Source organism: Halomonas sp. M4R1S46 (assembly GCF_025725685.1).
Lineage (GTDB): Bacteria > Pseudomonadota > Gammaproteobacteria > Pseudomonadales > Halomonadaceae > Halomonas.
In genome coordinates this window covers 987,694-1,011,554 of sequence record NZ_CP107008.1, presented here as the reverse complement: position 1 = coordinate 1,011,554, position 23,861 = coordinate 987,694, and the positions used below count along the sequence as shown (strand labels likewise).

19 protein-coding genes and 2 rRNA genes are annotated in these 23,861 nt (G+C 67.1%); 8 read left to right on the top strand and 13 right to left on the bottom strand.

What is annotated here, in order from left to right; genetic code table 11:
* Positions 1–34: 34 nt before the first annotated feature.
* On the bottom strand, positions 35–1,978 hold the full coding sequence (locus OCT48_RS04780; protein ID WP_263591582.1) for an ATP-binding cassette domain-containing protein: 1,944 nt from the start codon (positions 1,976–1,978) through the stop codon (positions 35–37).
* 115 nt (positions 1,979–2,093) lie between these two features.
* Between OCT48_RS04780 and OCT48_RS04775 the strand changes: the two genes are divergently transcribed.
* Both OCT48_RS04775 and OCT48_RS04770 read left to right on the top strand, forming a co-directional pair.
* Positions 2,094–2,990, top strand: a complete 897-nt coding sequence (locus tag OCT48_RS04775) for a TatD family hydrolase (protein ID WP_263591581.1) — start codon at positions 2,094–2,096, stop codon at positions 2,988–2,990.
* Positions 2,983–3,462, top strand: a complete 480-nt coding sequence (locus tag OCT48_RS04770; RefSeq protein ID WP_263591580.1) for a hypothetical protein — start codon at positions 2,983–2,985, stop codon at positions 3,460–3,462. Before OCT48_RS04775 ends, OCT48_RS04770 begins: the two co-directional genes overlap by 8 nt.
* On the opposite strand, the gene OCT48_RS04765 is transcribed toward OCT48_RS04770, so the two are convergent.
* From OCT48_RS04765 to OCT48_RS04755, 3 genes are all read right to left on the bottom strand, one after another.
* Complete coding sequence (locus tag OCT48_RS04765) at positions 3,459–4,409, bottom strand: IS481 family transposase (protein WP_263591577.1); 951 nt, start codon at positions 4,407–4,409, stop codon at positions 3,459–3,461. The genes OCT48_RS04770 and OCT48_RS04765 overlap by 4 nt on opposite strands.
* Positions 4,410–4,492: 83 nt before the next feature.
* Positions 4,493–6,718 carry a dehydrogenase E1 component subunit alpha/beta gene (locus OCT48_RS04760; protein ID WP_263591579.1) on the bottom strand — a complete coding sequence of 742 codons (2,226 nt, stop codon included), beginning with the start codon at positions 6,716–6,718 and terminating at the stop codon, positions 4,493–4,495.
* Positions 6,719–6,829: 111 nt separating this feature from the next.
* Complete coding sequence (locus tag OCT48_RS04755; protein ID WP_263591578.1) at positions 6,830–7,384, bottom strand: elongation factor P hydroxylase; 555 nt, start codon at positions 7,382–7,384, stop codon at positions 6,830–6,832.
* Positions 7,385–7,575: 191 nt separating this feature from the next.
* Here OCT48_RS04755 and OCT48_RS04750 point away from each other — a divergent pair, with 191 nt between their 5' ends.
* On the top strand, positions 7,576–8,526 hold the full coding sequence (locus tag OCT48_RS04750) for an IS481 family transposase (RefSeq protein ID WP_263591577.1): 951 nt from the start codon (positions 7,576–7,578) through the stop codon (positions 8,524–8,526).
* Here OCT48_RS04750 and OCT48_RS04745 read toward each other — a convergent pair.
* The gene (locus tag OCT48_RS04745) at positions 8,523–9,944 is read right to left on the bottom strand and encodes an FAD-binding oxidoreductase (RefSeq protein ID WP_263591576.1); all 1,422 of its coding nucleotides are present in this window, start codon (positions 9,942–9,944) and stop codon (positions 8,523–8,525) included. The two genes, OCT48_RS04750 and OCT48_RS04745, sit on opposite strands and share 4 nt — an antisense overlap.
* Positions 9,945–10,125: 181 nt before the next feature.
* Between OCT48_RS04745 and OCT48_RS04740 the strand changes: the two genes are divergently transcribed.
* From OCT48_RS04740 to OCT48_RS04725, 4 genes are all read left to right on the top strand, one after another.
* Positions 10,126–12,168: a BTAD domain-containing putative transcriptional regulator gene (locus OCT48_RS04740; RefSeq protein WP_263591575.1), complete on the top strand. Its 2,043-nt coding sequence runs from the start codon at positions 10,126–10,128 to the stop codon at positions 12,166–12,168.
* A 90-nt stretch (positions 12,169–12,258) separates the two neighbouring features.
* Positions 12,259–13,710 (top strand): MATE family efflux transporter, encoded by a 1,452-nt coding sequence (locus OCT48_RS04735; RefSeq protein ID WP_263591574.1) that lies wholly within the window; start codon positions 12,259–12,261, stop codon positions 13,708–13,710.
* Positions 13,676–14,722: a DUF3080 domain-containing protein gene (locus OCT48_RS04730; protein WP_263591573.1), complete on the top strand. Its 1,047-nt coding sequence runs from the start codon at positions 13,676–13,678 to the stop codon at positions 14,720–14,722. The genes OCT48_RS04735 and OCT48_RS04730 overlap by 35 nt, the downstream gene beginning before the upstream one ends.
* A gap of 118 nt (positions 14,723–14,840) precedes the next feature.
* A complete protein-coding gene (locus OCT48_RS04725) occupies positions 14,841–15,548 on the top strand; it encodes a hypothetical protein (protein WP_263591572.1) in 708 nt (235 codons plus the stop codon).
* A 162-nt stretch (positions 15,549–15,710) separates the two neighbouring features.
* Here the strand turns inward: OCT48_RS04725 and tusA are convergent, their stop codons facing one another.
* On the bottom strand, positions 15,711–15,962 hold the full coding sequence (gene tusA, locus OCT48_RS04720; RefSeq protein ID WP_263591571.1) for a sulfurtransferase TusA: 252 nt from the start codon (positions 15,960–15,962) through the stop codon (positions 15,711–15,713).
* A 50-nt stretch (positions 15,963–16,012) separates the two neighbouring features.
* Here tusA and OCT48_RS04715 point away from each other — a divergent pair, with 50 nt between their 5' ends.
* The gene (locus tag OCT48_RS04715; protein ID WP_263591570.1) at positions 16,013–16,300 is read left to right on the top strand and encodes an antibiotic biosynthesis monooxygenase family protein; all 288 of its coding nucleotides are present in this window, start codon (positions 16,013–16,015) and stop codon (positions 16,298–16,300) included.
* Between the two features lie 15 nt (positions 16,301–16,315).
* Here the strand turns inward: OCT48_RS04715 and rlmM are convergent, their stop codons facing one another.
* From rlmM to OCT48_RS04680, 7 genes are all read right to left on the bottom strand, one after another.
* Entirely contained in the window at positions 16,316–17,383 is a 1,068-nt protein-coding gene (gene rlmM / locus OCT48_RS04710; RefSeq protein ID WP_263591569.1) for a 23S rRNA (cytidine(2498)-2'-O)-methyltransferase RlmM, read from the bottom strand.
* A 46-nt stretch (positions 17,384–17,429) separates the two neighbouring features.
* Positions 17,430–17,879 carry a DUF2721 domain-containing protein gene (locus OCT48_RS04705; protein ID WP_263591568.1) on the bottom strand — a complete coding sequence of 150 codons (450 nt, stop codon included), beginning with the start codon at positions 17,877–17,879 and terminating at the stop codon, positions 17,430–17,432.
* A gap of 266 nt (positions 17,880–18,145) precedes the next feature.
* Positions 18,146–19,696 carry an IS66 family transposase gene (tnpC, locus tag OCT48_RS04700; RefSeq protein WP_263591567.1) on the bottom strand — a complete coding sequence of 517 codons (1,551 nt, stop codon included), beginning with the start codon at positions 19,694–19,696 and terminating at the stop codon, positions 18,146–18,148.
* Positions 19,697–19,776: 80 nt separating this feature from the next.
* Positions 19,777–20,112 (bottom strand): IS66 family insertion sequence element accessory protein TnpB, encoded by a 336-nt coding sequence (gene tnpB / locus OCT48_RS04695; protein WP_263591566.1) that lies wholly within the window; start codon positions 20,110–20,112, stop codon positions 19,777–19,779.
* Entirely contained in the window at positions 20,112–20,477 is a 366-nt protein-coding gene (tnpA, locus tag OCT48_RS04690; RefSeq protein ID WP_263590980.1) for an IS66-like element accessory protein TnpA, read from the bottom strand. Before tnpA ends, tnpB begins: the two co-directional genes overlap by 1 nt.
* A 177-nt stretch (positions 20,478–20,654) precedes the next feature.
* Positions 20,655–20,770: ribosomal RNA gene (rrf, locus tag OCT48_RS04685) — 5S ribosomal RNA — on the bottom strand.
* A gap of 88 nt (positions 20,771–20,858) precedes the next feature.
* A 23S ribosomal RNA gene (locus OCT48_RS04680) occupies positions 20,859–23,746 on the bottom strand.
* Between the last annotated feature and the right edge of the window lie 115 nt (positions 23,747–23,861).

Below are 23,861 nucleotides of genomic sequence, written 5' to 3'. Positions count from 1 at the left end.
CCGCACAAGGCGCCCCGGGGGCGCCTTTTTCATGTCAGGCCTCGCCGGCCGCCATCGCCTCCAGCTCCATCCACCGCTCCATGGCGGTTTCCAGCTCGGCCTGCTTGTCGTTCAGGGCCTGGAGGGTCGCGGTGACGGTCTCGCTGTCCTGCTGATAGAAGGCCGGGTCGCCCACCCGGTGCTCGAAGTCGGCCACCTCGCCCTCGAGGCGCTCGATCGCCGCCGGCAGGGTATCGAGCTCGCGCTGTAGCTTGTAGGAGAGCTTGACCCGCTTGGCCGCCGCCGGCGACGGGGTCGACTCGGTCGCCGGCCTGGTGGGCTCGGCCGTGGCCGGCGCCGCCTCGGCGCTGGGCTCGGCCCCCTGGCGGGCCGCGCCCTCCCAGGGGGCCGGCGGCAGCTTGCCGCCCTGGCGCACCCAGTCACTGTAGCCGCCCACGTACTCGCGGACCCGACCCTCGCCCTCGAAGGCCAGCACGCTGGTCACCACGTTGTCCATGAAGGCCCGGTCGTGGGAGACCAGCAGCAGGGTGCCGTCGAAGTCGAGCAGCAGCTCCTCGAGCAATTCCAGGGTCTCGACGTCCAGGTCGTTGGTGGGCTCGTCGAGCACCAGCACATTGGCCGGCTGGGTGAACAGCTTGGCCAGCAGCAGGCGGTTGGACTCGCCGCCCGAGAGCGCCTTGACCGGCTGGCGAACCCGGTCCGGGGCAAAGAGGAAGTCCTGCAGGTAGCTCATCACGTGACGGTCACGCCCCCCCACGCTGATGCGGTCACTGCCCTGGGCGACGTTGTCGTACACGGTCTTCTCGGGCTCCAGGCCGGCGCGCAGCTGGTCGAAGTAGGCCACCTCCAGCTTGGTCCCCAGCAGCACCTTGCCCTCGGTGGGCTGAAGCTCCCCCAGCAGGATCTTGAGCAGGGTGGTCTTGCCGGCGCCGTTGCGGCCGATGAAGCCGATGCGATCGCCGCGCTGGATCTCCAGGCTGAGGTCGTCGATCACCACCTCGTCGTCGAAGCGGTGGGTGACGTGATCGAGCTCCACCACCCGCTTGCCGCTGCGTGCGCCGCTATCCACGGACAGCGAGGCCTTGCCCTGGCGCTCGCGGCGCTCGCTGCGCTCCTGGCGCAACTGCTGCAGGGCCCTCACCCGGCCTTCGTTGCGGGTGCGCCGGGCCTTGATGCCCTGGCGGATCCACGCCTCCTCGCGGGCGAGCTTCTTGTCGAACTCGGCATTCTCCCGAGCCTCGACCTCCAGCTCGTGGGTCTTCTGCTCCTGGTAGCGGGCATAGTCGCCCGGATAGCGGCCGAGGCGCCCGCGGTCGAGCTCGAGGATCGCCGTCGCCAGCTTCGAGAGGAAGGCACGGTCGTGGGTGATGAACAGCACGGCGCCATTGAAGTCGGCGAGCTGCTCCTCCAGCCAGGCGATGGTGTCCAGATCCAGGTGGTTGGTGGGCTCGTCGAGCAGCAGCAGGTCGGGCTCGGCGACCAGCGCCCGGGCCAGCGCCACTCGACGTCGCCAGCCACCGGAGAGGTCGGCCATCTCGGCATCCTCGGGCAGGCCCAACCGAGTCAGGACGACGTCGATGCGCTGGTGGAAGGACCAGCCGTCGATGGCCTCGATGCGGGTCTGCAGCCTGGCCATGCGTGCCATGTCCGGATCATCCTCGTGGATCAGATGATGATACTCGGACAGCAGCTCACCGGCCTCGGGGAGGCCCTGGGCCACCACGTCGAAGATCGTCTGGCCGGAAGCATCGGGCAGGTCCTGGGCGAGCACGCCGATCTTCAGCCCCGGCGCACGCCAGATGCTTCCGCCATCGGCCTGGACCTCCCCCGCCACGATCTTCAGCAGGGTCGACTTGCCGGTCCCGTTGCGGCCCACCAGCGCCAGGCGCTCGCCCTTCTCCAGCACCAGATCGGCGCCGTCGAGGAGCACCTGGGGACCGTAGGCCAGTTGCAGCTGTTCCAGACGTAGCAGGGTCACGCGTTCACCTCTTCATTCATCAAGGTCGCCAGTGTAACGCATGGCCGGGCCGGCGTGGCCCCACCCCGCCTCTCCCGGGTACAATGCGCGCCCGCTTCCACAGGAGTGTTTCGCCGTGGCCGACGCAACGCCCCCCTTCGATGATGTGCTGCCCGAGGCGCTGAGGTTCCGTTCACCGGCCCCGCTGGTCGACATCGGCGCCAACCTGACCCACGACAGCTTCGCCCGCGACCTCGAGGCGACGATCACCCGCGCCCGGGCCGCCGGCGTGACGACCCTGATCCTCACCGGCACCGACCGCGAGCATGCCGAGCAGGCCGTGAAGCTGGCGCGCCGCCATCCGGGCCTGTACGCCACCGCCGGCGTGCATCCCCACGATGCCAGCCAGTGGTCGCCGAGCCTCGCGGCCGCCATGTGCGAGCTGCACCGCGAACCGGAGGTGGTCGCGGTGGGCGAATGCGGCCTGGACTTCAATCGCAACTTCTCGGCCCCCGCCGAGCAGGAACGCGCCTTCGAGGCCCAGCTCGGCCTGGCCGCGGAGAGCGGCCTGCCGCTGTTCCTGCACGAGCGCGATGCCGGCCGCCGCATGCGCGAGATGCTGCATGCCTGGCGCGACGACATCTCCCGGGCGGTGATCCACTGCTTCACCGCCGACCGCGAGACCCTCTACGGCTACCGGGACCTCGACCTGCATATCGGCCTGACCGGCTGGCTGTGCGACGAGCGTCGCGGCCACCACCTGCGCGCGCTGGTCGGCGAGATTCCCCTGGAGCGGATGATGGTGGAAACCGACTGCCCCTACCTGTTGCCGCGCAATTTACCTGCCAAACTCAAGGGCAGGCGCCACGAGCCGGCCCTGCTGCCCTGGATCGTGCGCGAGATCGCCCACTGGCGCGGACTGACGGAGGCCGAGCTGGCCCAGGCCACCACCGCCACCGCCCTCGCCTTCTTCGGGCTCGACACGAACCACGATGCACATCACGCCCTCGAGGAGGGGCCCCGACATGGATGAGCTGCCCGCCTTCATTGCGGTCGAGACCGGCGACGACGGCGACCTGCCGCTTTCCATCGCCTGGACGCTGCCCGACGGCCGCGTCAAGCACACCCTGATCCAGCCGGACGAGGACTGGCTCGATGACGAGCTGATCTCGCTGGGCGCCTACAGCCTGGAGGAGCTGACCAGCCTGGGCGTGAGCCCGCTGGACGTGATCCGCGAGCTGGAGACCGACCACTTCAACGCCACCCTCTATACCGCCGGGGTCGGCGACGACGAGGCGGCGCTCTCCCGGCTGTTCGAGACCTACGGGCTGGATCCCTTCGTCGAGCTCGCCCCCGCCGAGAGCCTCTACGGCGATCTCCCCCCGGGTGACTGGGCCCGGGCCCGGGGGGAACTGTTCGGTGAACTCGGCCTCGAGCCGCTGCGCCCCGAGGAGGAGATCCAGGTGATGCTGACCCTGCACCAGCGGCTGCAGGATCCCGACTAGCTGTGTAAACCCACCAGGTTGTTCACGGAAAGCCTCAGCCGGCTAACCGGAGGCCGATAATCCAGACTGGCATGTGGCCGATGCCAGTTGTACTGATGAAGCCAGGCAGGCAGATGCCTGCCTCGCTCCTCCGAGCTGATGTATGACCGGGCGTAGGCCCATTCCCGCAGCGCGGTCTGAATGAACCGCTCTGCCTTGCCATTGGTGCGGGGCGTATAGGGTCGAGTGCGTTTGCGCTTCAGTCCCAGACGCCGGCACAGGCGGCGGAACGGCTTGGATTTGTAGCATCCACCATTGTCGGTCAGCACGCGCGAGAAGCGAATGCCCAGGTTCCTGTAGTAACGCACGGCCTCCAATAGGGCATAGCACGCACTCCAACCGGTTTCATCGGGATAGCGGGTGCCGAAAGCGACCCGCGAGTGATCGTCGATGGCGATGTGAACATACTCCCAGCCGGCGCCCCGCGTGTTCTGCTGGCGATCGCCGGTGACACGATGCCCTGGGCGTTCGAAGCGGCCGAGTTTCTTGATGTCCAGGTGCAGTAGATCTCCCGGCGCGTCATGCTCGTAACGATTCACGGGACGGGCAGGTGCCAAGGCCGAGAGACGATTCAGCCCCTCGCGTTCGAGGAGCCGTGCGACCGTGCTGTGTCCGATCCCTAACCGCTCGGCGATCTGGCGGTAGGTCTGGCGCTGCTGGCGACGCTCGAGGACCTGCTCGCGAACCTCGGCAGGGACCGCATGAGGGCAGCGACGGGGACGAGAAGAGCGGTCCTGCAGCCCGGCCTCACCCTCTTGCCGGTAGCGGCGCACCCACTTGTAGACCGTCCTCACACTGACACCTTGCGCCTTGGCGACCTCCACTGGCCGAAGCCCTTCGTCAACGACTCGGCGGACCAGCAGGGCTCGACCATGCAGGGTAAGACGGGCATTCTTATGGGTGTTCATCCGGGCCTCCTGGAGGTTGGTTTGGGTCGCACCTCCAATTGTCCGGGTAGGTTCCGGATGAACAACCTACCGAGAGATCACAACTAGCCCCCCGCCGCCGGGGCCGTTGGTGGTGGCGTCTCGCCTTCCTCACCCGAGCCGATGCTGCCCAGCAGCCGGCGAGCCTCGCCGACGATGGCCTCCGCCGACGGCAGGGTCACCGTGGCCGCCGGGCCCAGCGGGATGAAGCTGTCCTCGGCGGTCAGGCGATGCAGGCGGTCGGAGCCCAGGCCGCGCTCCACCAGGGCGGTGATGATCTCCTCACTGAGCGAGCCCGTGCGCCGGCACTCGTCGACGCACAGGATCCCGTCACAGTCGGCGACCTCCCGGTGGACGGCATCGTGGTCGATGCCGGTCAGCCAGCGCAGGTCGATGATGCGCACGCCCTCGCCCGTCGCCCCCAGCCGGGCCCGGGCCTGGTGCGAGAGGTAGACGCCGTTGCCGTAGGTGATGATCGCCAGCCGCCGCCCCTCGCCGTCGCGGCCCGGACGGCCGGCCGGCAGCCGGTGCTCCGGGCCGGGATCGGCGCAGCACCAGCGCAGGTCGCCCTCTTCCAGCAGGTCCCGGCTGTGGTAGCGGGCGATCGGCTCGAGCACCACCACCACGCGCTGCTCCTCGTCGGCGAGCCGCACCGCTTCCTGCAGCAGCCCCACCGCGTCGGCCCCGTTGGACGGACAGGCCAGCAGCAGGCCGGGGATATCGCGCAGCACCGCGATGGCGTTGTCGTTGTGGAAGTGACCGCCGAACCCCTTCTGGTAGCCGAGGCCGGCGATGCGCACCACCATGGGGTTGGTGTACTGCCCCCGCGAGAAGAAGCTCAGGGTGGCCGCCTCCCCGCGCAGCTGATCCTCGGCGTTGTGCAGGTAGGCGAGGAACTGGATCTCCAGCATCGGCAGCAGGTCGTTGTGGGCCAGGCCGATACCCAGTCCCAGGATGCTCTGCTCGTCGAGCAGGGTGTCGATGACTCGACTGGCCCCGAAGCGCGCCTGCAGCCGTTGTGTCACGCCATACACGCCCCCCTTGCGGCCGATGTCCTGCCCCGCCATCACCAGGTGCGGATACTCCGCCATCAGGCGAGCCATGGCCTGGTTGAGCAGTCGGGCCATGGGCGCCGGGGCGTCGTCCGCCACGGCCGGCGCGGCGACCGCCCGGCGTCGCGAGGGACGCGCCGGGGGCACGATGCTGGCCATGACCTCGGCGGCAGAGGCCAGACGCGGGCATCCCACGAGCGTCTCGGCCACCCGCGCCACCCGCTCGCCGACGTCCCGGTACAGTGCCCCCAACTCGGCGACGGAGAGCAGGCCATGCCGGCGCAGCAGCCCCGCACCGATCAGCAGCGGGTCGCGGGCCTCGTCGGCCTGGATACGCGCAGGGTCGAGGTAGACCTGCTGGGCATCGGAGCCGGCATGGCCCATCAGGCGCACGCAGTGCATGTGCAGGAACACCGGCTGTCGCCGCTGTCGGGCGAGGCGTTCCGCCTCCCGGGCAACGCGACAGGTGTCGAGGGGGTCCAGGCCGTCGCAGCTCAGGTAGTGCAGCCCCGGGCGGGCGCGCACGCTGGCCTCGATCCAGCCCCGGGGCGTCGGCGTGGAGATGCCGATGGCGTTGTCCTCGCAGACCAGCACCAGCGGCATGGGTACGCCCTGGTAGGCGGCCCAGCCGGCGGCGTTGAGGGCGCCCTGGGCGGTCGAGTGGTTGAAGGAGGCGTCGCCGAAGCTGCACAGCACCACGCCGTCGGCCGGCCAGCGGCCGCCCCCACCCAGTTGACGCCACAGGCCCAGGCTGTAGGCGGCCCCCACCGCCTTGGGCAGGTGCGAGGCGATGGTGCTGGTCTGGGGCGGCACCGTGAGGCTCACCGAGCCCAGCACCTTGTGGCGCCCGCCGGATACCGGATCGTCCGCCGCGGCACAGAAGCTCAGCAGCATGTCGTGCAGTGGGGTCTGGCCGGGCAGCGACTTGCTGCGCTGGATCAGGAAGGCGGCATCCCGGTAGTGCAGGAAGGCCGGATCGGTAGGACGGAAGGCCGCGGCGATGGCGGCATTGCCCTCATGGCCGGCACTGCCGATGGTGTAGAAGGCCTCGCCCCGGGCCTGCAGGCGGCGCGCCTGGTAGTCGAGGTGGCGGCTGAGCAGCTGCGACTCGAACAGCTCGACCAGTCGGGGGCCATCCAGCCCGGCCGCCTCCAGCCCCCAGGGGCGGTTCGGCGGCGGCCAGTCGTCGCGTTCCAGGGCGGCGAAGAAGGCATCTTCCAGGGGAAAGGCGGTGGCCACGGCCGGACTCCTTGTGGATGAGGCACTGCCTTGAAGCCTAATCCATCGGCCCGCCAAGGCGGGAATATCGTTCTCCTGGACGATCGCGAGTGCGTCGTGGGCAGCCGCCGCTCAGGCCGGCAGCGGGGTCAGTGTCTCGCGCCCGCGCGCCACGGCCGCGTCGAGGGGCAGCCCCTGGCGATAGAAGCCCGCGAGGGCGCACCGGAAGGCCGCCGCCCGGCGCGGCAGGCCCTCGACCTCGTAGCGCACCGCCCGGGCGGCGACGCGGGCCTGGAAGGCCTCCCGGTCGACCGCCACCTCGCCCAGGTTGTCGACGCTGACGTTGAAGTGCCGCCCGCAGGCGGCGGCGAACAGGCTCTCCAGCGCCTGGGGGGCCACCTCCACCGACTCGAAGGCGCGCTGCTGCTCGGCATCGCGGCCGTCGGGCAGGTACCAGTAGCCGTAGTCCTCGAGCGCGCGGCGCCGGGCCCCGGCGATGCACCAGTGGCTGATCTCGTGCAGGGCGCTGGCGTAGAAGCCCCGTGCGAAGATCACCCGGTGCCAGGGCGTGTCGGCGTCGGCGGGCAGGTAGAGCGGCTCGTCGCCGCCGCGCACCAGCCGGGTCCGGTAGGTGGGCAGGAAGAGGCCGTCGAACAGCGCGATGACATCCTCGAGGCGATGGCTCACTCGGGCACCTGGGTCTGGGACATGGGCGGCGTAGTATAGCGAGCCGGGCACGGCGGCGAAAACCGCCACCGTGCCCCCGACGCCCGTACTGGCGCTCCTGGTCGCTAGGTGTGATCTCTCGGTAGGTTGTTCATCCGGAACCTACCCGGACAATTGGAGGTGCGACCCAAACCAACCTCCAGGAGGCCCGGATGAACACCCATAAGAATGCCCGTCTTACCCTGCATGGTCGAGCCCTGCTGGTCCGCCGAGTCGTTGACGAAGGGCTTCGGCCAGTGGAGGTCGCCAAGGCGCAAGGTGTCAGTGTGAGGACGGTCTACAAGTGGGTGCGCCGCTACCGGCAAGAGGGTGAGGCCGGGCTGCAGGACCGCTCTTCTCGTCCCCGTCGCTGCCCTCATGCGGTCCCTGCCGAGGTTCGCGAGCAGGTCCTCGAGCGTCGCCAGCAGCGCCAGACCTACCGCCAGATCGCCGAGCGGTTAGGGATCGGACACAGCACGGTCGCACGGCTCCTCGAACGCGAGGGGCTGAATCGTCTCTCGGCCTTGGCACCTGCCCGTCCCGTGAATCGTTACGAGCATGACGCGCCGGGAGATCTACTGCACCTGGACATCAAGAAACTCGGCCGCTTCGAACGCCCAGGGCATCGTGTCACCGGCGATCGCCAGCAGAACACGCGGGGCGCCGGCTGGGAGTATGTTCACATCGCCATCGACGATCACTCGCGGGTCGCTTTCGGCACCCGCTATCCCGATGAAACCGGTTGGAGTGCGTGCTATGCCCTATTGGAGGCCGTGCGTTACTACAGGAACCTGGGCATTCGCTTCTCGCGCGTGCTGACCGACAATGGTGGATGCTACAAATCCAAGCCGTTCCGCCGCCTGTGCCGGCGTCTGGGACTGAAGCGCAAACGCACTCGACCCTATACGCCCCGCACCAATGGCAAGGCAGAGCGGTTCATTCAGACCGCGCTGCGGGAATGGGCCTACGCCCGGTCATACATCAGCTCGGAGGAGCGAGGCAGGCATCTGCCTGCCTGGCTTCATCAGTACAACTGGCATCGGCCACATGCCAGTCTGGATTATCGGCCTCCGGTTAGCCGGCTGAGGCTTTCCGTGAACAACCTGGTGGGTTTACACAGCTAGGCCGGGAGCGCCGGCGGGATGTTCTGGTTGAGCCGGAAGAGGTTGCCGGGATCGTAGTGCGCCTTGATCCGCGCCAGCCGGTCATAGTTCTGGCGGTAGTTGTCCGGGACGCGGTCGCCGTCGTCGGCGGACATGAAGTTGACGTAGCCCCCCGGTTCGGCATGCGGCTGCAGGGCCCGATAGTAGGCCCGCCCCCAGGCGAGGTGGTGCTCGTCGTCGGCCGGGTCGCGCCAGCTGGGGCCCAGTACCGTGGCGAAGGCCGCCTCCCGGTAGGCGAAGGCGGTGGCCTCGGGGGCGACGCGCCGGCAGGCACCATCGAGGGGAAACAGCAGGGTCGCGGTCTCGAGGCAGGGAATCCGCGCGCCATGGTCCAGGTGCACGGCGATCGCCTCCTCGCCGAGGGGGCCGGAGAAGCCGCCCTTCCAGTAGTGGCGCAGGCCCGCCGGCAGCAGTTCGTCGAAGAGGGTGTTGATCACCGGATACGGCATGCGCTGCAGCGCCTGGCCGATCACGGGACCGAGGCCGTCGAGTTGCGCGCGGATGCCGTCGTCCTCGGCCGTCGGGCCGCTCCAGCAGGTCAGCACGACGATCACCGGCTGCCCCTGCCAGCGCTCGGGCACGAAGGGCAAGGGCGGCCCCAGGGTGATGCCGAGGATCGCCCCCAGCGCCTCCGGCGCCCGGGCGATCAGGGCCTGGTAGCCACGGATGACCCCGCCGTCGAGGGGGTAGAAGGTCGGCCCGCCGAGGATGTCGGGCACCTCGTGCAGCCGGTACTCGAAGGAGGTGACCACGCCGAAGTTGCCGCCCCCGCCGCGCAGCGCCCAGAAGAGGTCGGGATGCGCCTCCTCGCTGCAGGTCAGGAAGCTCCCGTCGGCGGTGACCACATCCGCCGAGAGCAAGTTGTCGCAGCTCAGCCCGCAGCGGCGATTGAGGTAGCCGAGTCCCCCGCCGAGGGTCAGCCCGGCGATGCCGGTGGTGGAGACGATACCGCCGGGGGTCGCCAGGCCGAAGGCCGCCGCGGCGTGGTTGAGATCAGCCCAGGTGCAGCCGGCCTCGGCGCGTACCCGCTGCTGCGCCGGATCGACGCGGATCCCCCGCAGGCGGCCGAGGTCCAGGACCAGGCCATCGTCGCAGGTCCCGAACCCGGGCACGCTGTGGCCGCCCCCCCGCACCGCCAGGGGCAGCGCATGCCGAGCGGCAAAGGTCACCGCGGCCATCACGTCGGCGACCCCCGCGGCCTGGACGATCAGCCGCGGATGGCGGTCGTGCATGGCGTTGTAGACTCGGCGTGCCCGCTCGTAGTCCTCGTCGCCGGGCGCAACCAGCGCCCCGTGCAGGCCTTCCGCGAAGGCAAGGATCGCCTCGGCGGCCGGCTCCCGGGGGCCGGCCTGTCGTGTGTCAACGGCTGTCGTCACCATGGTCCACCTCCTGGCTCATCGAGGCATGCCGCATCGCGCGGCGTTGGCCCCGGACGGTCCTGCCCCGGGGGCTGTGTTCTGGTTATAGCCGCAAGGCGCTCCCGGAACGTGACAAGGCCGTGACCGGGCTTAGCGCCGCCCCGGGCCAGCGCATAGACTGAGGAGAAGGAGGCACGCCGCCATGACCCTTCACCTCTCGCTGCTCGGGGAGTTCGCCTGTCACTCGCCGCAGGTTTCGCCGATCGTCTTTCCGACCCGCAAGGTGGAGGCCCTGCTCGCCTACCTCGCCGCCACGCCCGGACGCCGCCATTCCCGGGACCGGCTGGCGGGACTGCTGTGGGGGGAGATGCCCGATGCCCAGGCCCGCAGCAACCTGCGCAAGGCCCTGTCACGCCTGCACCAGGCGCTGCCGGCGACGGCCCGCAATGCCCTCGCCGTCGACCGACGCGAGCTGGGGCTGGCGGCGGCCGAGGTCCGGGTCGACCTCGAGGCCTTCGATCGCCTGCAGGCCGACGGCACCCCGGAGACCCTGGAGCGGGCCCTGGCGCTGTATCGCGGCCCCTTCCTGCAGGGCATGGCCGACTGCGGCGAGGCGTTCGAGGACTGGCTGATGGCGCAACGCCTCGCCCTCGAGGAACGGCGCCAGCAACTGATGCACCGCCTGCTCGAGCACTATGTGGTCACCGGCGCCATCGACCCGGGCATCCAGCTGGCCCAGCGGCTGCTGGCCGACGATCCCCTGGATGAGGGGGTGCACCGCACCCTGATCCGCCTCTACCTCTACCAGGACCGTATCGGTGCCGCCCTGGCACAATATCAGCGCTGCCGGGAGCGACTCCTCGACGAGACCGGTCGCCCGCCCGGCCCCCAGACCGAGCGCCTCCGGGAGACGCTGCTGGCCCTGCAGCCGGGCAGCCCGGCGTCGGCGACTCCCCCGCCGAACGAGCCGGATGACCTGCCGGAGCGTGCCGGCGTCATCGCCACGGCCGCCCGGGAGCGGGCCCGGCGACGGGCCGCCCAGGAGGGCTGTCCGTCCCTGGCCGTGCTGGCCCTGGCGACGGACGACGCCGCGGATCGCCACCTCGGCGACGGCCTGGCGGAGGATATCGCCACCGAGCTCGGCCGCTTCCGCGAGCTCGAGGTCATCGCCCCGACCAGCGCGCTGGCCTACCGCGACAGCGACGCCGCGCCGCAGCGCATCGGCAACGAGCTCGGCGTGGACTACCTGCTCGAGGGGCGCCTGCAGCGGCGTGGCGAGCGCCTGAGGCTGACCGCTCGCCTGCTGTCCACCGACGATGCCCACCAGATCTGGGCGGAGCAGTACGACTGCCAGGGCGAGGCCTGCTTCGAGGTCCAGGACGAGATCGTCGGGCAGATCGTCGGTCGCCTGGTCGGCGGGCTCGAGGCCGAGCGGCTGCGCCAGGCGCGTCGCCGGCCTCCCCGGGACTGGCAGGCCTATGACCTCTGGCTGAGGGGCTGGCACGCCCTGCGGCGCCCCGAACTCGCGGCCATCCAGCAGGCCCGAGGCTTCTTCCGCCAGGCCCTGGCCCAGGACCCGCAGCTCGCCCGAGCCTACGTGGGCCTGGCCCTGGCCCACCTCAACGAGTGGGCCTGCTATGCCTGGGGCCACTGGGTCTTCCTGCAGCAGGAGGCCCTGGAGCTCGGCCGCAAGGCGGTCGGCCTCGACGAGCACGACCATCGCGCCCACTGCATGCTCGGCCTGGCCGAGCTCTATGCCCGGCACTACGACGTCGCCCACCGGGAGCTCACCCTGGCGCTGGAGCTCAACCCCAACGATGCGGATGTCCTGGCCCATGCCTCCTTCGCCCTGGCCCTGGCCGGCGACCCTCAGCAAGGGGTGGCGGCGGCCCGCCGGGCCCTGCGCCTGGCGCCCTACCGGCCCGAGTGGTACGCCGGCATGGCGGGCATCGCCTTCTTCAGCGCCCACCTCTACGAGGAGGCCATCGCCACCATGGCCACGGCCCCCGAGGCCTTCTGCAATACGCCTGCCTTCCTCGCCGCGGCCCATGCCCACCTCGGCCAGCCGCAGCGGGCGGCCGGCCACCGGGACACCGTCTATCGCCACTACCGCTACCAGCTCTCCCGGGGCACCTTCCCCTCCGGCATCAGCTGCTTGGATTGGCTGACCGCGCTCGACCCCTATCGGCGCGAGGCCGATGCGGCCCACTATCTCGAGGGCCTGCGGCGGGCGGGCTTCGAGTAGCCCGCCGTCCCGTGGCCCCTGATAGACTATCCGCTCCGCCCCGACGGCATGAGGCCCGGGGCCGTTTAGACCTCGCATGGAGCATGCCGCTTGGCCCCGTTCACCGCTGACCTGCTCGCCGTCACGCGCCAGGAAACCCGCCCCCTGATCCGCCTGGCCCTGCCCATCTGCGGCGCCCAGCTCGCCCAGGCGGGCATGAGCGTGGTGGACGTGATGATGACCGGCCGCCTGAGCGCCACCGACCTGGCGGCGGTGTCGGTGGGCTCGAGCCTGTGGCTGCCGCTGATGCTGTTCATGACCGGCACCCTGATGGGCCTGACGCCGGTGGTGGCCCACCTGCTGGGCGGCGGTCGGGGAGGCATCCGCGAGAACGTGCACCAGGCGCTGTGGATCGGCATGGCCCTGGGTATCGTCGCCGCCGTCCTGCTGTGGCTGGCGGTGATGCCGGTATTCCGGCTGATGGCGGTGCCCGAGGAGGTGGCGCGCCGCGCCGCCGGCTACCTGGCCGCGGTGGGCCTGGGCATGCCCGGCGTGGCGATCTTCCAGGCGCTGCGCGCCTTCTCGGACGGCATGAACCACACCCGCCCGGCGCTGTGGATCAGCCTGGTGGGGCTGGCGGTGAACATTCCCAGCAACTACCTGCTGATCTATGGCGGCGCGGGCCTCACCGCGCTGTTCGGCGAGGGGCTGCCGGCGCCGCTGCAGGCCCTGCCCGCCCTGGGGGCGGTGGGCTGCGGCATCGCCACGGCGCTGTCGATGTGGGTGATGAGCCTGACCATGGTCGCCTATACCCGGCGCAGCCGGGCCTACGGCGACGTCGCGCTGTGGCGCTCGCCCACCCCGCCGCACTGGCGGATGATCGGTGAGCTGCTCTACGTGGGGGTGCCGATCGGGGTGGCAATCTTCGTCGAGGTGACGCTGTTCACCCTGATCGCGCTGTTCATCGCCAGTCTCGGCGAGGTGACGGTGGCGGCCCACCAAGTGGCCCTGAACTACACCTCCCTGCTGTTCATGCTGCCGCTGTCGCTGGGCATGGCCCTGACCGTCCGGGTGGGCCACACCCTCGGCCAGGCCCGCCCCGAAACGGCCCGCCTGGTGGCCTGGAACGGCATCCTGATCGCCGTGGCCGTGGCCCTGCTCAACAGCCTGCTGCTGTGGCTGACGGCCGAGCCGGTCATCGCCCTCTACACCCACGACCCCGCCGTGTTCGAGCTGACCCTGTCGCTGGTCGGGCTCGCCATGCTCTACCAGGTCTCCGACTCCCTGCAGGTCAACCTGGCCGGCGCCCTGCGCGGCTACAAGGATACCCGGGTGATCATGTGGATCACCCTGCTCGCCTACTGGCTGGTGGGCCTCGGCGGTGGCCACTGGCTGGGCGAGTATGGCCTGTTCGGCCGGCTCCCCCCGCTCGGGGTGTACGGCTACTGGATCGGGCTGATCGCCGGCCTGACCGTGGCGGCGATGCTGCTCGGCGAGCGCTTGAGACGACGAAGCAAGGCGGTGGCGCATGGCGACTTGGAACTTCCCGACCTCCGGGACTGACGGCCGCCGGCGGGCGGGCTGGTGGGGCACGCTACTGCTGGGCCTGCTGCTCGCCGGCTGCAGCGACGGGCCCGCCGAGACGCTGCTGGTGGACTACCAGCGGCGCCTGGCGGACGCCCTGGGCCTGGCACCTCCCTCCCCCGGCCACCCGCCCAACATCGGGGCCTTCCCCGAGCCGGAGGCACGCCTCTTTCCCGTCGGCGAGACCCGGGAGGGCATGCTGGCGGTCTTCGCCCTGCGCGACTGCCATATCGCCAACCTGGTCGCCGGCCGCAACAACCAGCTGGGCCGGGTGGCCGCCCCGAGCCAGCGCTGGCTCTACGAACTCGCCCTGTGGCGCCGCCTGAGTGGCTGCTGGAACACCGAGGTGCCGGAACGCCTCGGCGAGACCGACCGAGTGCGCCTGGCGCGGCTGACCCGGACCAAGACCGAGCAGCTGCCCCGGGCGAGCTGGAATGCCCTGTTCGACTCCAGCGAATGGGTCGGCAGCTTCTCCCGGGCCAGCGCGCCCTTGGCGCCGGACGCTCTGGCGGCGGTCGAGGCACAGCTGCCCGCACTGCACTACTTGCGCGAGGCAACTCTCCACCAGTTCGACCGCCGCTGGCCCCCGGACTCCGCCACCCTCGAGGGCCACCTCAAGACCCTGCAGACGCGTCCGCTGACCGCCGAGCTACTGCGTGCCCTGCTGCTGGCCGAGCGGCGCCTCGAGGAGGCCTCGGCGCTGCTCGAGACGGCCCTGGCCGACGGGACAGGCTGCACCGACCTGACCGCCACCGCCGGGCATGACCGGCTGACCCGTTGGCTGGACGGGCTCCAGCAGCAATCCCGGCGCTGGCTGCAGGGCCTCGACCAACTGATCGAGGCACAGCTCGTCGACCCGCCTCCGACCGTCGCCGCCTACCGCCAGCGCTGGCTCTCCCTGGAGGCCGAGCAGGCGCCCTGGCCCGCGCTGGCGGCGGCCCGGGAGCGTCATCGTGACCTGCGTGAGGCCATGATTCGTCACTGCGGTTGACGCCAGAGGCTTAACCTCGGTCACCACTCTGTGCTATTGATGGGAAGACAGTGACGTTGTGCGCTGCCGACAGGCCCAACCGCCAATGCCGTGACCACGCAGCAGCAGGAGGGACTTCATGGGTATCCCGCTGTCACACCGCCCCGCCCGGGTCATCGACCTGGACACCATGCGCCAACGCCAACAGGCCAGGAAACGCCTGGTCCGTCTCGCTCCCGAGCTCGACGGCCTGGAGATGGTCTATCGGCTGCCTTCCGAATCCGAAGCCTACTACGGCATGCCCCTGCTGGCCTGGGGGCTACGGGATGACGGCGAAGTGGTCGGCCTGGTGCCATGGATGGAAAGCCTGACACCCTGCCAGAGGCTCGATGACCCCGAGCATGGCCACTTCGTCGGTTACCGGGACCCGGAGACCGAGGAGCTGTTCGAGGAGCCACCGGAGCACAAGGTGCTGGAGCTCGAGCAGGCCGCCGCCTACTTCGAGTACGAGGAGACCGAGGAGACGACCCTGATCCAGCAGTTGCCCGAGACCCAGGGCACCCATGCACTGTGCATGGACGAGAGCGGTGCGCCCTGGCAGCTAAAGCAGGTGTTCGGCTGGCGCCTCTACAGCGACGGGGCGATCGAGGCCTTGCTCGCCGACGAGCGGCTGGTCGAGTCCACCCCGATCCTGCCCGGGGATGCCTGCCTCTATCCCGGCCACAGTCGCCACCGGGTGGTCTACTTCTTCCAGCGGCAGATCGCCAACCGCATCCGCCGCGAGGACCCCGCCACCCTGGAAGCCCTGGCCCTGATGGTCATGCCCGATGCCGACCAGCCGGAATGAGGCCGGCCTACACCTTGTCTGAAAAGTCGGCGAGCGATGGCCAGACAAGGCAAAAATCGGCGAAAAGACGGAGTTTACGCGGTGTAAATGAGTACTTTGAGCCGATTTTTAACGCCGGATGGGCAAGCGCAGGCAGTTTCAGACAAAGCGTAGGGCCACGCCTTAGCCCAGCCGGATGAAGTAGAAGTAGCGGCCGCCGTCCTCGTGCTGCTGCAGCAACTCATGGCCCAGGAAGCTGCAGAACTTGGGCACGTCCCGGGTGGTGGCCGGATCGCTGGCGATCACCTTGAGGACCTCCCCCGGCTGCATGTCGCGCACCTTGTTGTGCATCAACATGATCGGCTCGGGGCAGTAGAGACCCGTGGTGTCCAGTTCGGCATGGCAAGCGGGCAGGGAATCCGCGGAATCAACCATCGATGACCTCGCCTAAGGAATTGAGAGAATAGCGTCTAGGGAGCTAGTGGATGATCAAGATCATTATCGAACGTCGTATCATGCCCGGGCTGGAGGAAGAATACGAGGAGGCGGCCCGCGAGGCCATGCGCCAGGTGCTCAGCGCCCCGGGCTTCGGGGGTGGCGAGACCCTCGTCGAGAAGGGGCACCGCGATCGGCGCCTGATGATCACCAAGTGGCGTGACCTGCGGGCCTGGAAGGAGTGGCGTGACAGCGAGCAGCGCAGCCGCGTGATGCAGCGGATGCTGCCCCTGCTGACCGAGGACGAGCACGTCCGCATCTACGAACCGAGCTACTGAGCCCCTCCCCCGCCGTCAGTTCAGCAGTCGAACATGCACCGTCACCTCTTCACGGTCGTGATAGAGGTGACGGCAGGCGATTTCCGCCTTGACGCCGGCCTCGCCGAGGGCGGCGTCCAGCCGCGCCAGGCCTTCCGAGACGGCTTCCCAGCGCCGCTTCATCGGCAACTTGAGATTGAACACCGCTTCCCGACACCAGCGCCGCGTCAGCCAGCGTTCGACCATGTCGATGACCCGGGCCGGCTTGTCCACGATATCGCAGACCAGCCAGTCCAGCCGCGACGGCGGCGCCCAGACGAAGCCATCCTCACGCAGGTGATCCACCAGGCCGGTCGCCATCAGCTTGCGATCCATGGGGCCGTTATCGATGGCAAAGACCTGCATCCCCCGATGGACCAGCTGCCAGGTCCAGCCGCCCGGCGCCGCTCCCAGGTCCGCCGCCTGCATGCCCTCGCCCAGTCGGTCCTCCCATTGATCCCGCGGCACGAACTCGTGCCAGGCCTCCTCGAGCTTGAGGGTGGAGCGGCTCGGCGCATCATGGGGGAACCGGAGCCGACGGATGCCACCGGGAAGCTCGCTGCGATTGCCCGGGAAACTCATCCCCAACTGGACCCGGTCGCCATCGGTCCACAGCAGATGCAGGCGCCGGCCGCCAGCCTTGCGCCTCAGGGCCCCGCGCTTCCTGAGCGTCGACTCGAGGGGCCGCTTGAGGGCCTTGATCAGCCCGGCCAGCGCCTTGGCCTCGTTGGTGTCCGGGGTCTCCTGCCACAGCGACTCGAAGCTCCAGCCACTCGCCACGACCTGCTCGACGATGGGCGAGAGACGGTCCTCCCGTGACAATGCTTCCAGGGGCTCCAGGGCCACGAGGCTCTGGCGAGCGAAGACCAGCGAAGCCAAGGGCAGGGCCCGATGCAGCGCGTTGACGGAGCGTTCGTCGGTGACCACGAAGCGGACATGGCCGGCGTGAGGCTCGGCGCGGGGATAGCCCTGCCAGCCCAGCAAGGCCGCCTTGGTAGCGACTTCGCTGGCCAGATCGTTCTCGAATCCGGGTCGGCAATAGAACAGCAACTGCTGGGGGGTCATGTGGCCTCCTGTGAAGGCCCGCCAGTCTAGCCGGGGGACACACGGCTCACAAGCCGTGCATGCCCTCCTCCTCCTCGTCGACTGCCTTGCCGGCGGCCCGGTTTCGGCTCCAGTTCTCGATATCCTGCAGCTGGACATTCAGGGCGTTGGTCGAGATCTTCACCTCCCAGAGGGAGAACACCAGCGACACCGACAGGCTGATCAGGCTGACGCCGAACAGCAGCATGCCGAGGAGCTTGAGGGACAGGAAGAGCGCAAACATCGATAGCGTGCAGAGCAGGAAGCTCAACACGCCCGCCATCTGCATGCGCTTGGTCAGGGTGATCCGCTTGCGCAGCAGCAGGATCTGGCGCATCGCTACCTCGTGATGGTGGGCGTCGTGCTCCTCATCGGCCAACTTGCGAATCAGCTGCGCCAGGGTCAGGAAGCGATTGGTATAGGCCAGCAGCAACAGGGAAATGGCCGGAAACAGCAGGGCCGGTGTGGTCAGGGTCAAGGCAACCTCCGTTATTAGACTTTAGTCGCATTATACGCGATTCTCCGCCCAAGGCCGAGTGACACGCAAAAACCCCCGGCAGCTGTCGCTACCGGGGGCCTCGGAATAAGTGCCTGACGATGTGCGCGCCGGGTTTCCGACGGCCAGCGCTCCGGGACTCGACTCGTCTCATTCCTGAGACTCGCATTGCGGGCCCACCGAGGCGGTTCCCCTTCGTTTCCGACGAACGGGTCGGTAAGCGTTCGGGCATCACCGCCGGCACATGATCAGGCGGTTTTTTGCCAGTTCTGCGGCAGGAGTTCGTGGACCTGGCTGGCCTTTTGCGTCGGCAGCCGTTCCAGCACGTCCTTCAGGTAGGCGTAGGGTTCGTGGCCGTTCAGCTTGGCGCACTGAATCAGGCTCATGATGTTGGCGGCACGCTGGCCGCTGCGCAGTGACCCGGCGAATAGCCAGTTGCTGCGTCCCAATGCCCAGGGGCGAATCAGGTTCTCGACCCGGTTGTTGTCGATCGGCAGCCCGCCGTCATCCAGGTAGCGTGTCAGCGCCGCCCAGCGTTTCAGGCTGTAGTCCAGCGCTTTGGCCGTCGCCGAGCCGTTCGGCACTTTCTCCCGGTGAGCCAGCATCCAGCGGTGTAGCGCGTCGGCAATCGGTCTCGCCCCTGTATCGCGTAACTGCTGGCGTTCTTCCGTGGTCAGTGACTGGGCCTCGCGCTCCACCTGGTAGAGCTGGCCGATGAGTTCGATGGCCTGTTCGGCGATCTGGCTCTTGCCGGCCACGTGCAGGTCGATGAACTTGCGTCTTGCATGTGCCATGCAGCCGATCTCGGTGACGCCGTTGGCGAAGCTCTGCTTGTAGCCGCTGTAGTCGTCGCAGATCAGCTTGCCCCGCCACTCGCCGAGGAAGTCGCGGGCATGCTGGCCGCCGCGACCGGCGGCGAAGTCGTAGATGACCGCCTTCAGCCCGGCGTAAGGCGTGGTGGCGTAGGCCCAGAGGTAGGCCCTGTGGGTCTTCTTCTTGCCCGGGGCCAGCATCGGCACCGGCGTCTCGTCGGCATGCAGTACCGGCTCACTGAGCAGCAGGTCACGTAAGGCATCGATCAGCGGCTGAAGCCGCACGCCACAGATGCCGACCCACTCGGCCAGGGTCGAGCGCGGAATCGGTACGCCGGCTCGCGCAAAGATCTGCTCCTGGCGATAGAGCGGCAGATGATCGGCGTATTTGGCGATCAGCACCTGGGCCAGCAGGCCGGCGGTGGGGATGCCCTTGTCGATGATCTGCGCCGGCATCGGCGCCTGGGTCAGCGTCTCGCACTGATCGCAGACCCACTTGCCGCGGATATGGCGCTCGACGTGGAACACGCCCGGCGTGTAGTCGAGCTTCTCGCTGATCTCCTCGCCGATCCGTCGCAGCTGGCAGCCGCACGGGCAGTGCTCGCTCTCCAGGTCGTGGCGGATCTCGATGCGCAGCAGATCCTTGGGTAGCGGGGCGCGCTTGGGGGTCTTCTTCACCGCCGGCGCGGCGGGGGTGAGGTTCAGCGCCTCCAGCTCGGCCTCGATGGCGGCGATGTCGGCATCCACCACCTCGTCCAGCAGGCTGATCTGCAGGACGTTGAGCTGTTCGCTGCGCTTGCCGAAGGCGTGACGCTTGAGCAACGCCAGTTCATAGGTCAGCTTCTGGTTGACCTGCTCGGTGTGTCGCAGCGTTTTCTGACTCTGCGCCAGAACCTGCTCTTGCTGCTCGACCTGCGTCATCAGCGTTGCCGCCAAGTGGCGGAGCTGATCGGGAGAGAGCTGGGACAGATCGGGCGGCGTCTTCATCCGCTGAGTATGCCAGCCCTCGGGCGGGAGCGGGATTAGCGCATCCGCGAATAGCCTGGCCATCGCGTCTGTGCCGCTCCTCACACGACCGAGATCACGCCGCCGGCGCCGAGGCGTTGCCAGGGCAATCCCTGCACCAGGGCGCTGACCTGCTCGGCAGAGAGCTCGACCCGATCGCCGTGCCAGTTTCCGGCCCAGTGGAACTTGCCCTGGTTCAGACGCCGGGCGCACAGCCAGACCCCCAGGCCATCGTGAACCAGCACCTTCATGCGGTTGCCGCGCCGGTTGGCGAACAGATAGGCGCAGTGAGGCCGGGCGGCACCGAATACCTTGACCACCCTGGCCAGCGCCGTATCGGGGCCGGCGCGCATATCCAGCGGCTCGGTGGCCAGCCAGATCTCGTCGATGCGGATCATCACAGCAGTCCCTTCAACCACTGCACGCACTGGGCCGCCTCGGTGATCGGCCAATGCACGGTGATCGTGCCTCGCGCCGAGGGCAGCTCGATGCGGATCTCCCCGGCGATGGTGGTCGGCGCTGGCAGGTCACCCGCTGCTGGCGGCACCGGGAGTGGCACGAAGTCCGGCACGGCCGGCAACTGGCTCTGGCGCTTGGCCTTGCGGATCCAGGTCTGGACGAGGTTGGTGTTGAGCCCGTGCTGCAGGGCGACTTGGGCAATCGAGGCATCGCCCTGCAGGCAGGCCGCGACGATCTTGGCCTTGAATGAAGGGGCGTAGCGACGACGGCGGCGGATCTCACGCTCGGTGCTTGGCGTAGTCATGAATAGGTACCCACGTAACAATAGATGGGCACCTAATGTCGCCGGCCATGGCCTTCCGCGTAAGGTGTGTTCACCGGGCGGTTACACGGGTCGCATGCTAAGGACAGGTCATTGTCCCGGCCCCAAACATGAAAAAGCCCCGACCTCTTTCGAGGCCGGGGCTTTTCCGGAATAAGTGCCTGACGATGACCTACTCTCGCATGGGGAGACCCCACACTACCATCGGCGCTGAGCGGTTTCACTGCTGAGTTCGGCAAGGGATCAGGTGGTTCCCGCACGCTATGGTCGTCAGGCGAAAAAGGCTGCGAATCATGCTGACGCGAGTCGTCTCGTCGTACCCGGCCCTTGTCGGCTGTCATCGACAGACCGCTTGGGTGTTATATGGTCAAGCCTCACGGACAATTAGTATCGGTTAGCTCAACGCCTTGCAGCGCTTCCACATCCGACCTATCAACCAGCTGGTCTTGCTGGGTCCTTCAGGAGGCTCGAGGCCTCGGGGAGATCTCATCTTGAAGGGGGCTTCCCGCTTAGATGCTTTCAGCGGTTATCCCGTCCGTACTTAGCTACCCGGCAGTGCCATTGGCATGACAACCGGAACACCAGAGGTACGTCCACTCCGGTCCTCTCGTACTAGGAGCAGCGCTTCTCAAATCTCCAACGCCCACGGCAGATAGGGACCGAACTGTCTCACGACGTTCTAAACCCAGCTCGCGTACCACTTTAAATGGCGAACAGCCATACCCTTGGGACCGACTTCAGCCCCAGGATGTGATGAGCCGACATCGAGGTGCCAAACACCGCCGTCGATGTGAACTCTTGGGCGGTATCAGCCTGTTATCCCCGGAGTACCTTTTATCCGTTGAGCGATGGCCCTTCCATACAGAACCACCGGATCACTAGAACCTACTTTCGTACCTGCTCGACGTGTCTGTCTCGCAGTTAAGCACCCTTATGCTCTTGCACTCATTGCACGATTTCCAACCGTGCTGAGGGTACCTTCGTGCTCCTCCGTTACGCTTTGGGAGGAGACCGCCCCAGTCAAACTACCCACCACACACGGTCCTCGATCCGGATCACGGACCTGAGTTAGAACGCCAATGATGCCAGGCTGGTATTTCAAGGTCGGCTCCACCCGAACTGGCGTCCGGGTTTCCAAGCCTCCCAGCTATCCTACACAAGCAACATCAGCGTCCAGTGTGAAGCTGTAGTAAAGGTTCACGGGGTCTTTCCGTCTAGCCGCGGGTACACAGCATCTTCACTGCGATTTCAATTTCACTGAGTCTCGGGTGGAGACAGCGTGGCCATCATTACGCCATTCGTGCAGGTCGGAACTTACCCGACAAGGAATTTCGCTACCTTAGGACCGTTATAGTTACGGCCGCCGTTTACCGGGGCTTCGATCAGGAGCTTCGCCGAAGCTAACACCATCAATTAACCTTCCGGCACCGGGCAGGCGTCATACCCTATACGTCCGCTTACGCGTTTGCAGAGTACTGTGTTTTTAATAAACAGTTGCAGCCACCTGGTATCTTCGACCGCGTCGGGCTCCGGTCGCGAGGACCCTCACCCTAATGCGGCGTGCCTTCTCCCGAAGTTACGGCACCATTTTGCCTAGTTCCTTCACCCGAGTTCTCTCAAGCGCCTTGGTATTCTCTACCTGACCACCTGTGTCGGTTTGGGGTACGGTCCCACAGTATCTGAAGCTTAGAGGCTTTTCCTGGAAGCGTGGCATCGATGACTTCCAGACCGTAGTCTGTTCGTCTCGTCTCTCGGCCTTAGGGATCCGGATTTGCCTGAATCCCCAGCCTACTGACTTTCACCAGGACAACCAACGCCTGGCTCACCTAGCCTTCTTCGTCCCCCCATCGCAATACTGTGAGGTACGGGAATATTGACCCGTTTCCCATCGGCTACGCCTTTCGGCCTCACCTTAGGGGCCGACTCACTCTGCTCCGATTAGCGTCGAACAGAAACCCTTGGTCTTCCGGCGGGGGAGTTTTTCACTCCCCTTGTCGTTACTCATGTCAGCATTCGCACTCGTGATACCTCCAGCCTGCCTCTCGACAGACCTTCGTCGGCGTACACGACGCTCCTCTACCGCGCGTCATTCGACGCACCCGTAGCTTCGGCACCTGGTTTGAGCCCCGTTACATCTTCCGCGCAGGCCGACTCGACTAGTGAGCTATTACGCTTTCTTTAAAGGATGGCTGCTTCTAAGCCAACCTCCTAGCTGTCTGAGCCTTCCCACATCGTTTCCCACTTAACCAGGATTTCGGGACCTTAGCTGACGGTCTGGGTTGTTTCCCTTTTCACAACGGACGTTAGCACCCGCTGTGTGTCTCCCACGCTGCCACTCACCGGTATTCGGAGTTTGCCTCGGGTTGGTAAGTCGGGATGACCCCCTAGCCGAAACAGTGCTCTACCCCCGGCGGTGATACGTGAGGCGCTACCTAAATAGCTTTCGAGGAGAACCAGCTATCTCCGGGCTTGATTAGCCTTTCACTCCGATCCACAAGTCATCCAAATCTTTTTCAACAGATCCTGGTTCGGTCCTCCAGTTGATGTTACTCAACCTTCAACCTGCTCATGGATAGATCGCCCGGTTTCGGGTCTATTTCCAGCGACTGGTCGCCCAGTTAAGACTCGGTTTCCCTACGCCTCCCCTATACGGTTAAGCTCGCCACTGAAAATAAGTCGCTGACCCATTATACAAAAGGTACGCGGTCACCGAACGAATCGGCTCCCACTGCTTGTACGCATACGGTTTCAGGATCTATTTCACTCCCCTCTCCGGGGTTCTTTTCGCCTTTCCCTCACGGTACTGGTTCACTATCGGTCAGCCAGGAGTATTTAGCCTTGGAGGATGGTCCCCCCGTCTTCAGTCAAGGTTTCACGTGCCCCGACCTACTCGATTTCACAGGATCAGATTTTCGGCTACGGGACTATCACCCGGTATCGTTGAGCTTCCCAGCTCATTCGCCTAATCAGTCACCTGCTTAAGGGCTGGTCCCCGTTCGCTCGCCGCTACTGGGGGAATCTCGGTTGATTTCTTTTCCTCGGGGTACTTAGATGTTTCAGTTCCCCCGGTTCGCCTCCCACACCTATGGATTCAGTGTGGGATACCCAGGTTACCCTGGGTGGGTTTCCCCATTCGGAAATGTCCGGGTCACAGGTTGTTTGCCACCTCGCCGAACCTTATCGCAGGCTTCCACGTCCTTCATCGCCTCTGGCTGCCTAGGCATCCACCGTATGCGCTTCATCGCTTGACCATATAACCCCAAGGGGTCTGATCCGCGATGACAACACGACAATTGCCGGATACGCTTGAGACGTATCTCGCGTCCTTTCTTTCGAAAGAACGTTTGTCAGCATGATTCACATTGT

What these genes read in the sequence shown, in the direction of transcription:
- OCT48_RS04740 (WP_263591575.1), top strand. Translation starts at nt 10,126, where the DNA reads ATGACCCTTCACCTCTCGCTGCTCGGGGAGTTCGCCTGTCACTCGCCG.
- tnpA (WP_263590980.1), bottom strand. Translation starts at nt 20,477, where the DNA reads ATGACTACGCCAAGCACCGAGCGTGAGATCCGCCGCCGTCGTCGCTAC.
- tusA (WP_263591571.1), bottom strand. Translation starts at nt 15,962, where the DNA reads ATGGTTGATTCCGCGGATTCCCTGCCCGCTTGCCATGCCGAACTGGAC.
- tnpB (WP_263591566.1), bottom strand. Translation starts at nt 20,112, where the DNA reads ATGATCCGCATCGACGAGATCTGGCTGGCCACCGAGCCGCTGGATATG.
- OCT48_RS04730 (WP_263591573.1), top strand. Translation starts at nt 13,676, where the DNA reads ATGGCGACTTGGAACTTCCCGACCTCCGGGACTGACGGCCGCCGGCGG.
- OCT48_RS04725 (WP_263591572.1), top strand. Translation starts at nt 14,841, where the DNA reads ATGGGTATCCCGCTGTCACACCGCCCCGCCCGGGTCATCGACCTGGAC.
- OCT48_RS04765 (WP_263591577.1), bottom strand. Translation starts at nt 4,409, where the DNA reads ATGAACACCCATAAGAATGCCCGTCTTACCCTGCATGGTCGAGCCCTG.
- OCT48_RS04750 (WP_263591577.1), top strand. Translation starts at nt 7,576, where the DNA reads ATGAACACCCATAAGAATGCCCGTCTTACCCTGCATGGTCGAGCCCTG.
- OCT48_RS04715 (WP_263591570.1), top strand. Translation starts at nt 16,013, where the DNA reads ATGATCAAGATCATTATCGAACGTCGTATCATGCCCGGGCTGGAGGAA.
- OCT48_RS04770 (WP_263591580.1), top strand. Translation starts at nt 2,983, where the DNA reads ATGGATGAGCTGCCCGCCTTCATTGCGGTCGAGACCGGCGACGACGGC.
- rlmM (WP_263591569.1), bottom strand. Translation starts at nt 17,383, where the DNA reads ATGACCCCCCAGCAGTTGCTGTTCTATTGCCGACCCGGATTCGAGAAC.
- tnpC (WP_263591567.1), bottom strand. Translation starts at nt 19,696, where the DNA reads ATGAAGACGCCGCCCGATCTGTCCCAGCTCTCTCCCGATCAGCTCCGC.
- OCT48_RS04745 (WP_263591576.1), bottom strand. Translation starts at nt 9,944, where the DNA reads ATGGTGACGACAGCCGTTGACACACGACAGGCCGGCCCCCGGGAGCCG.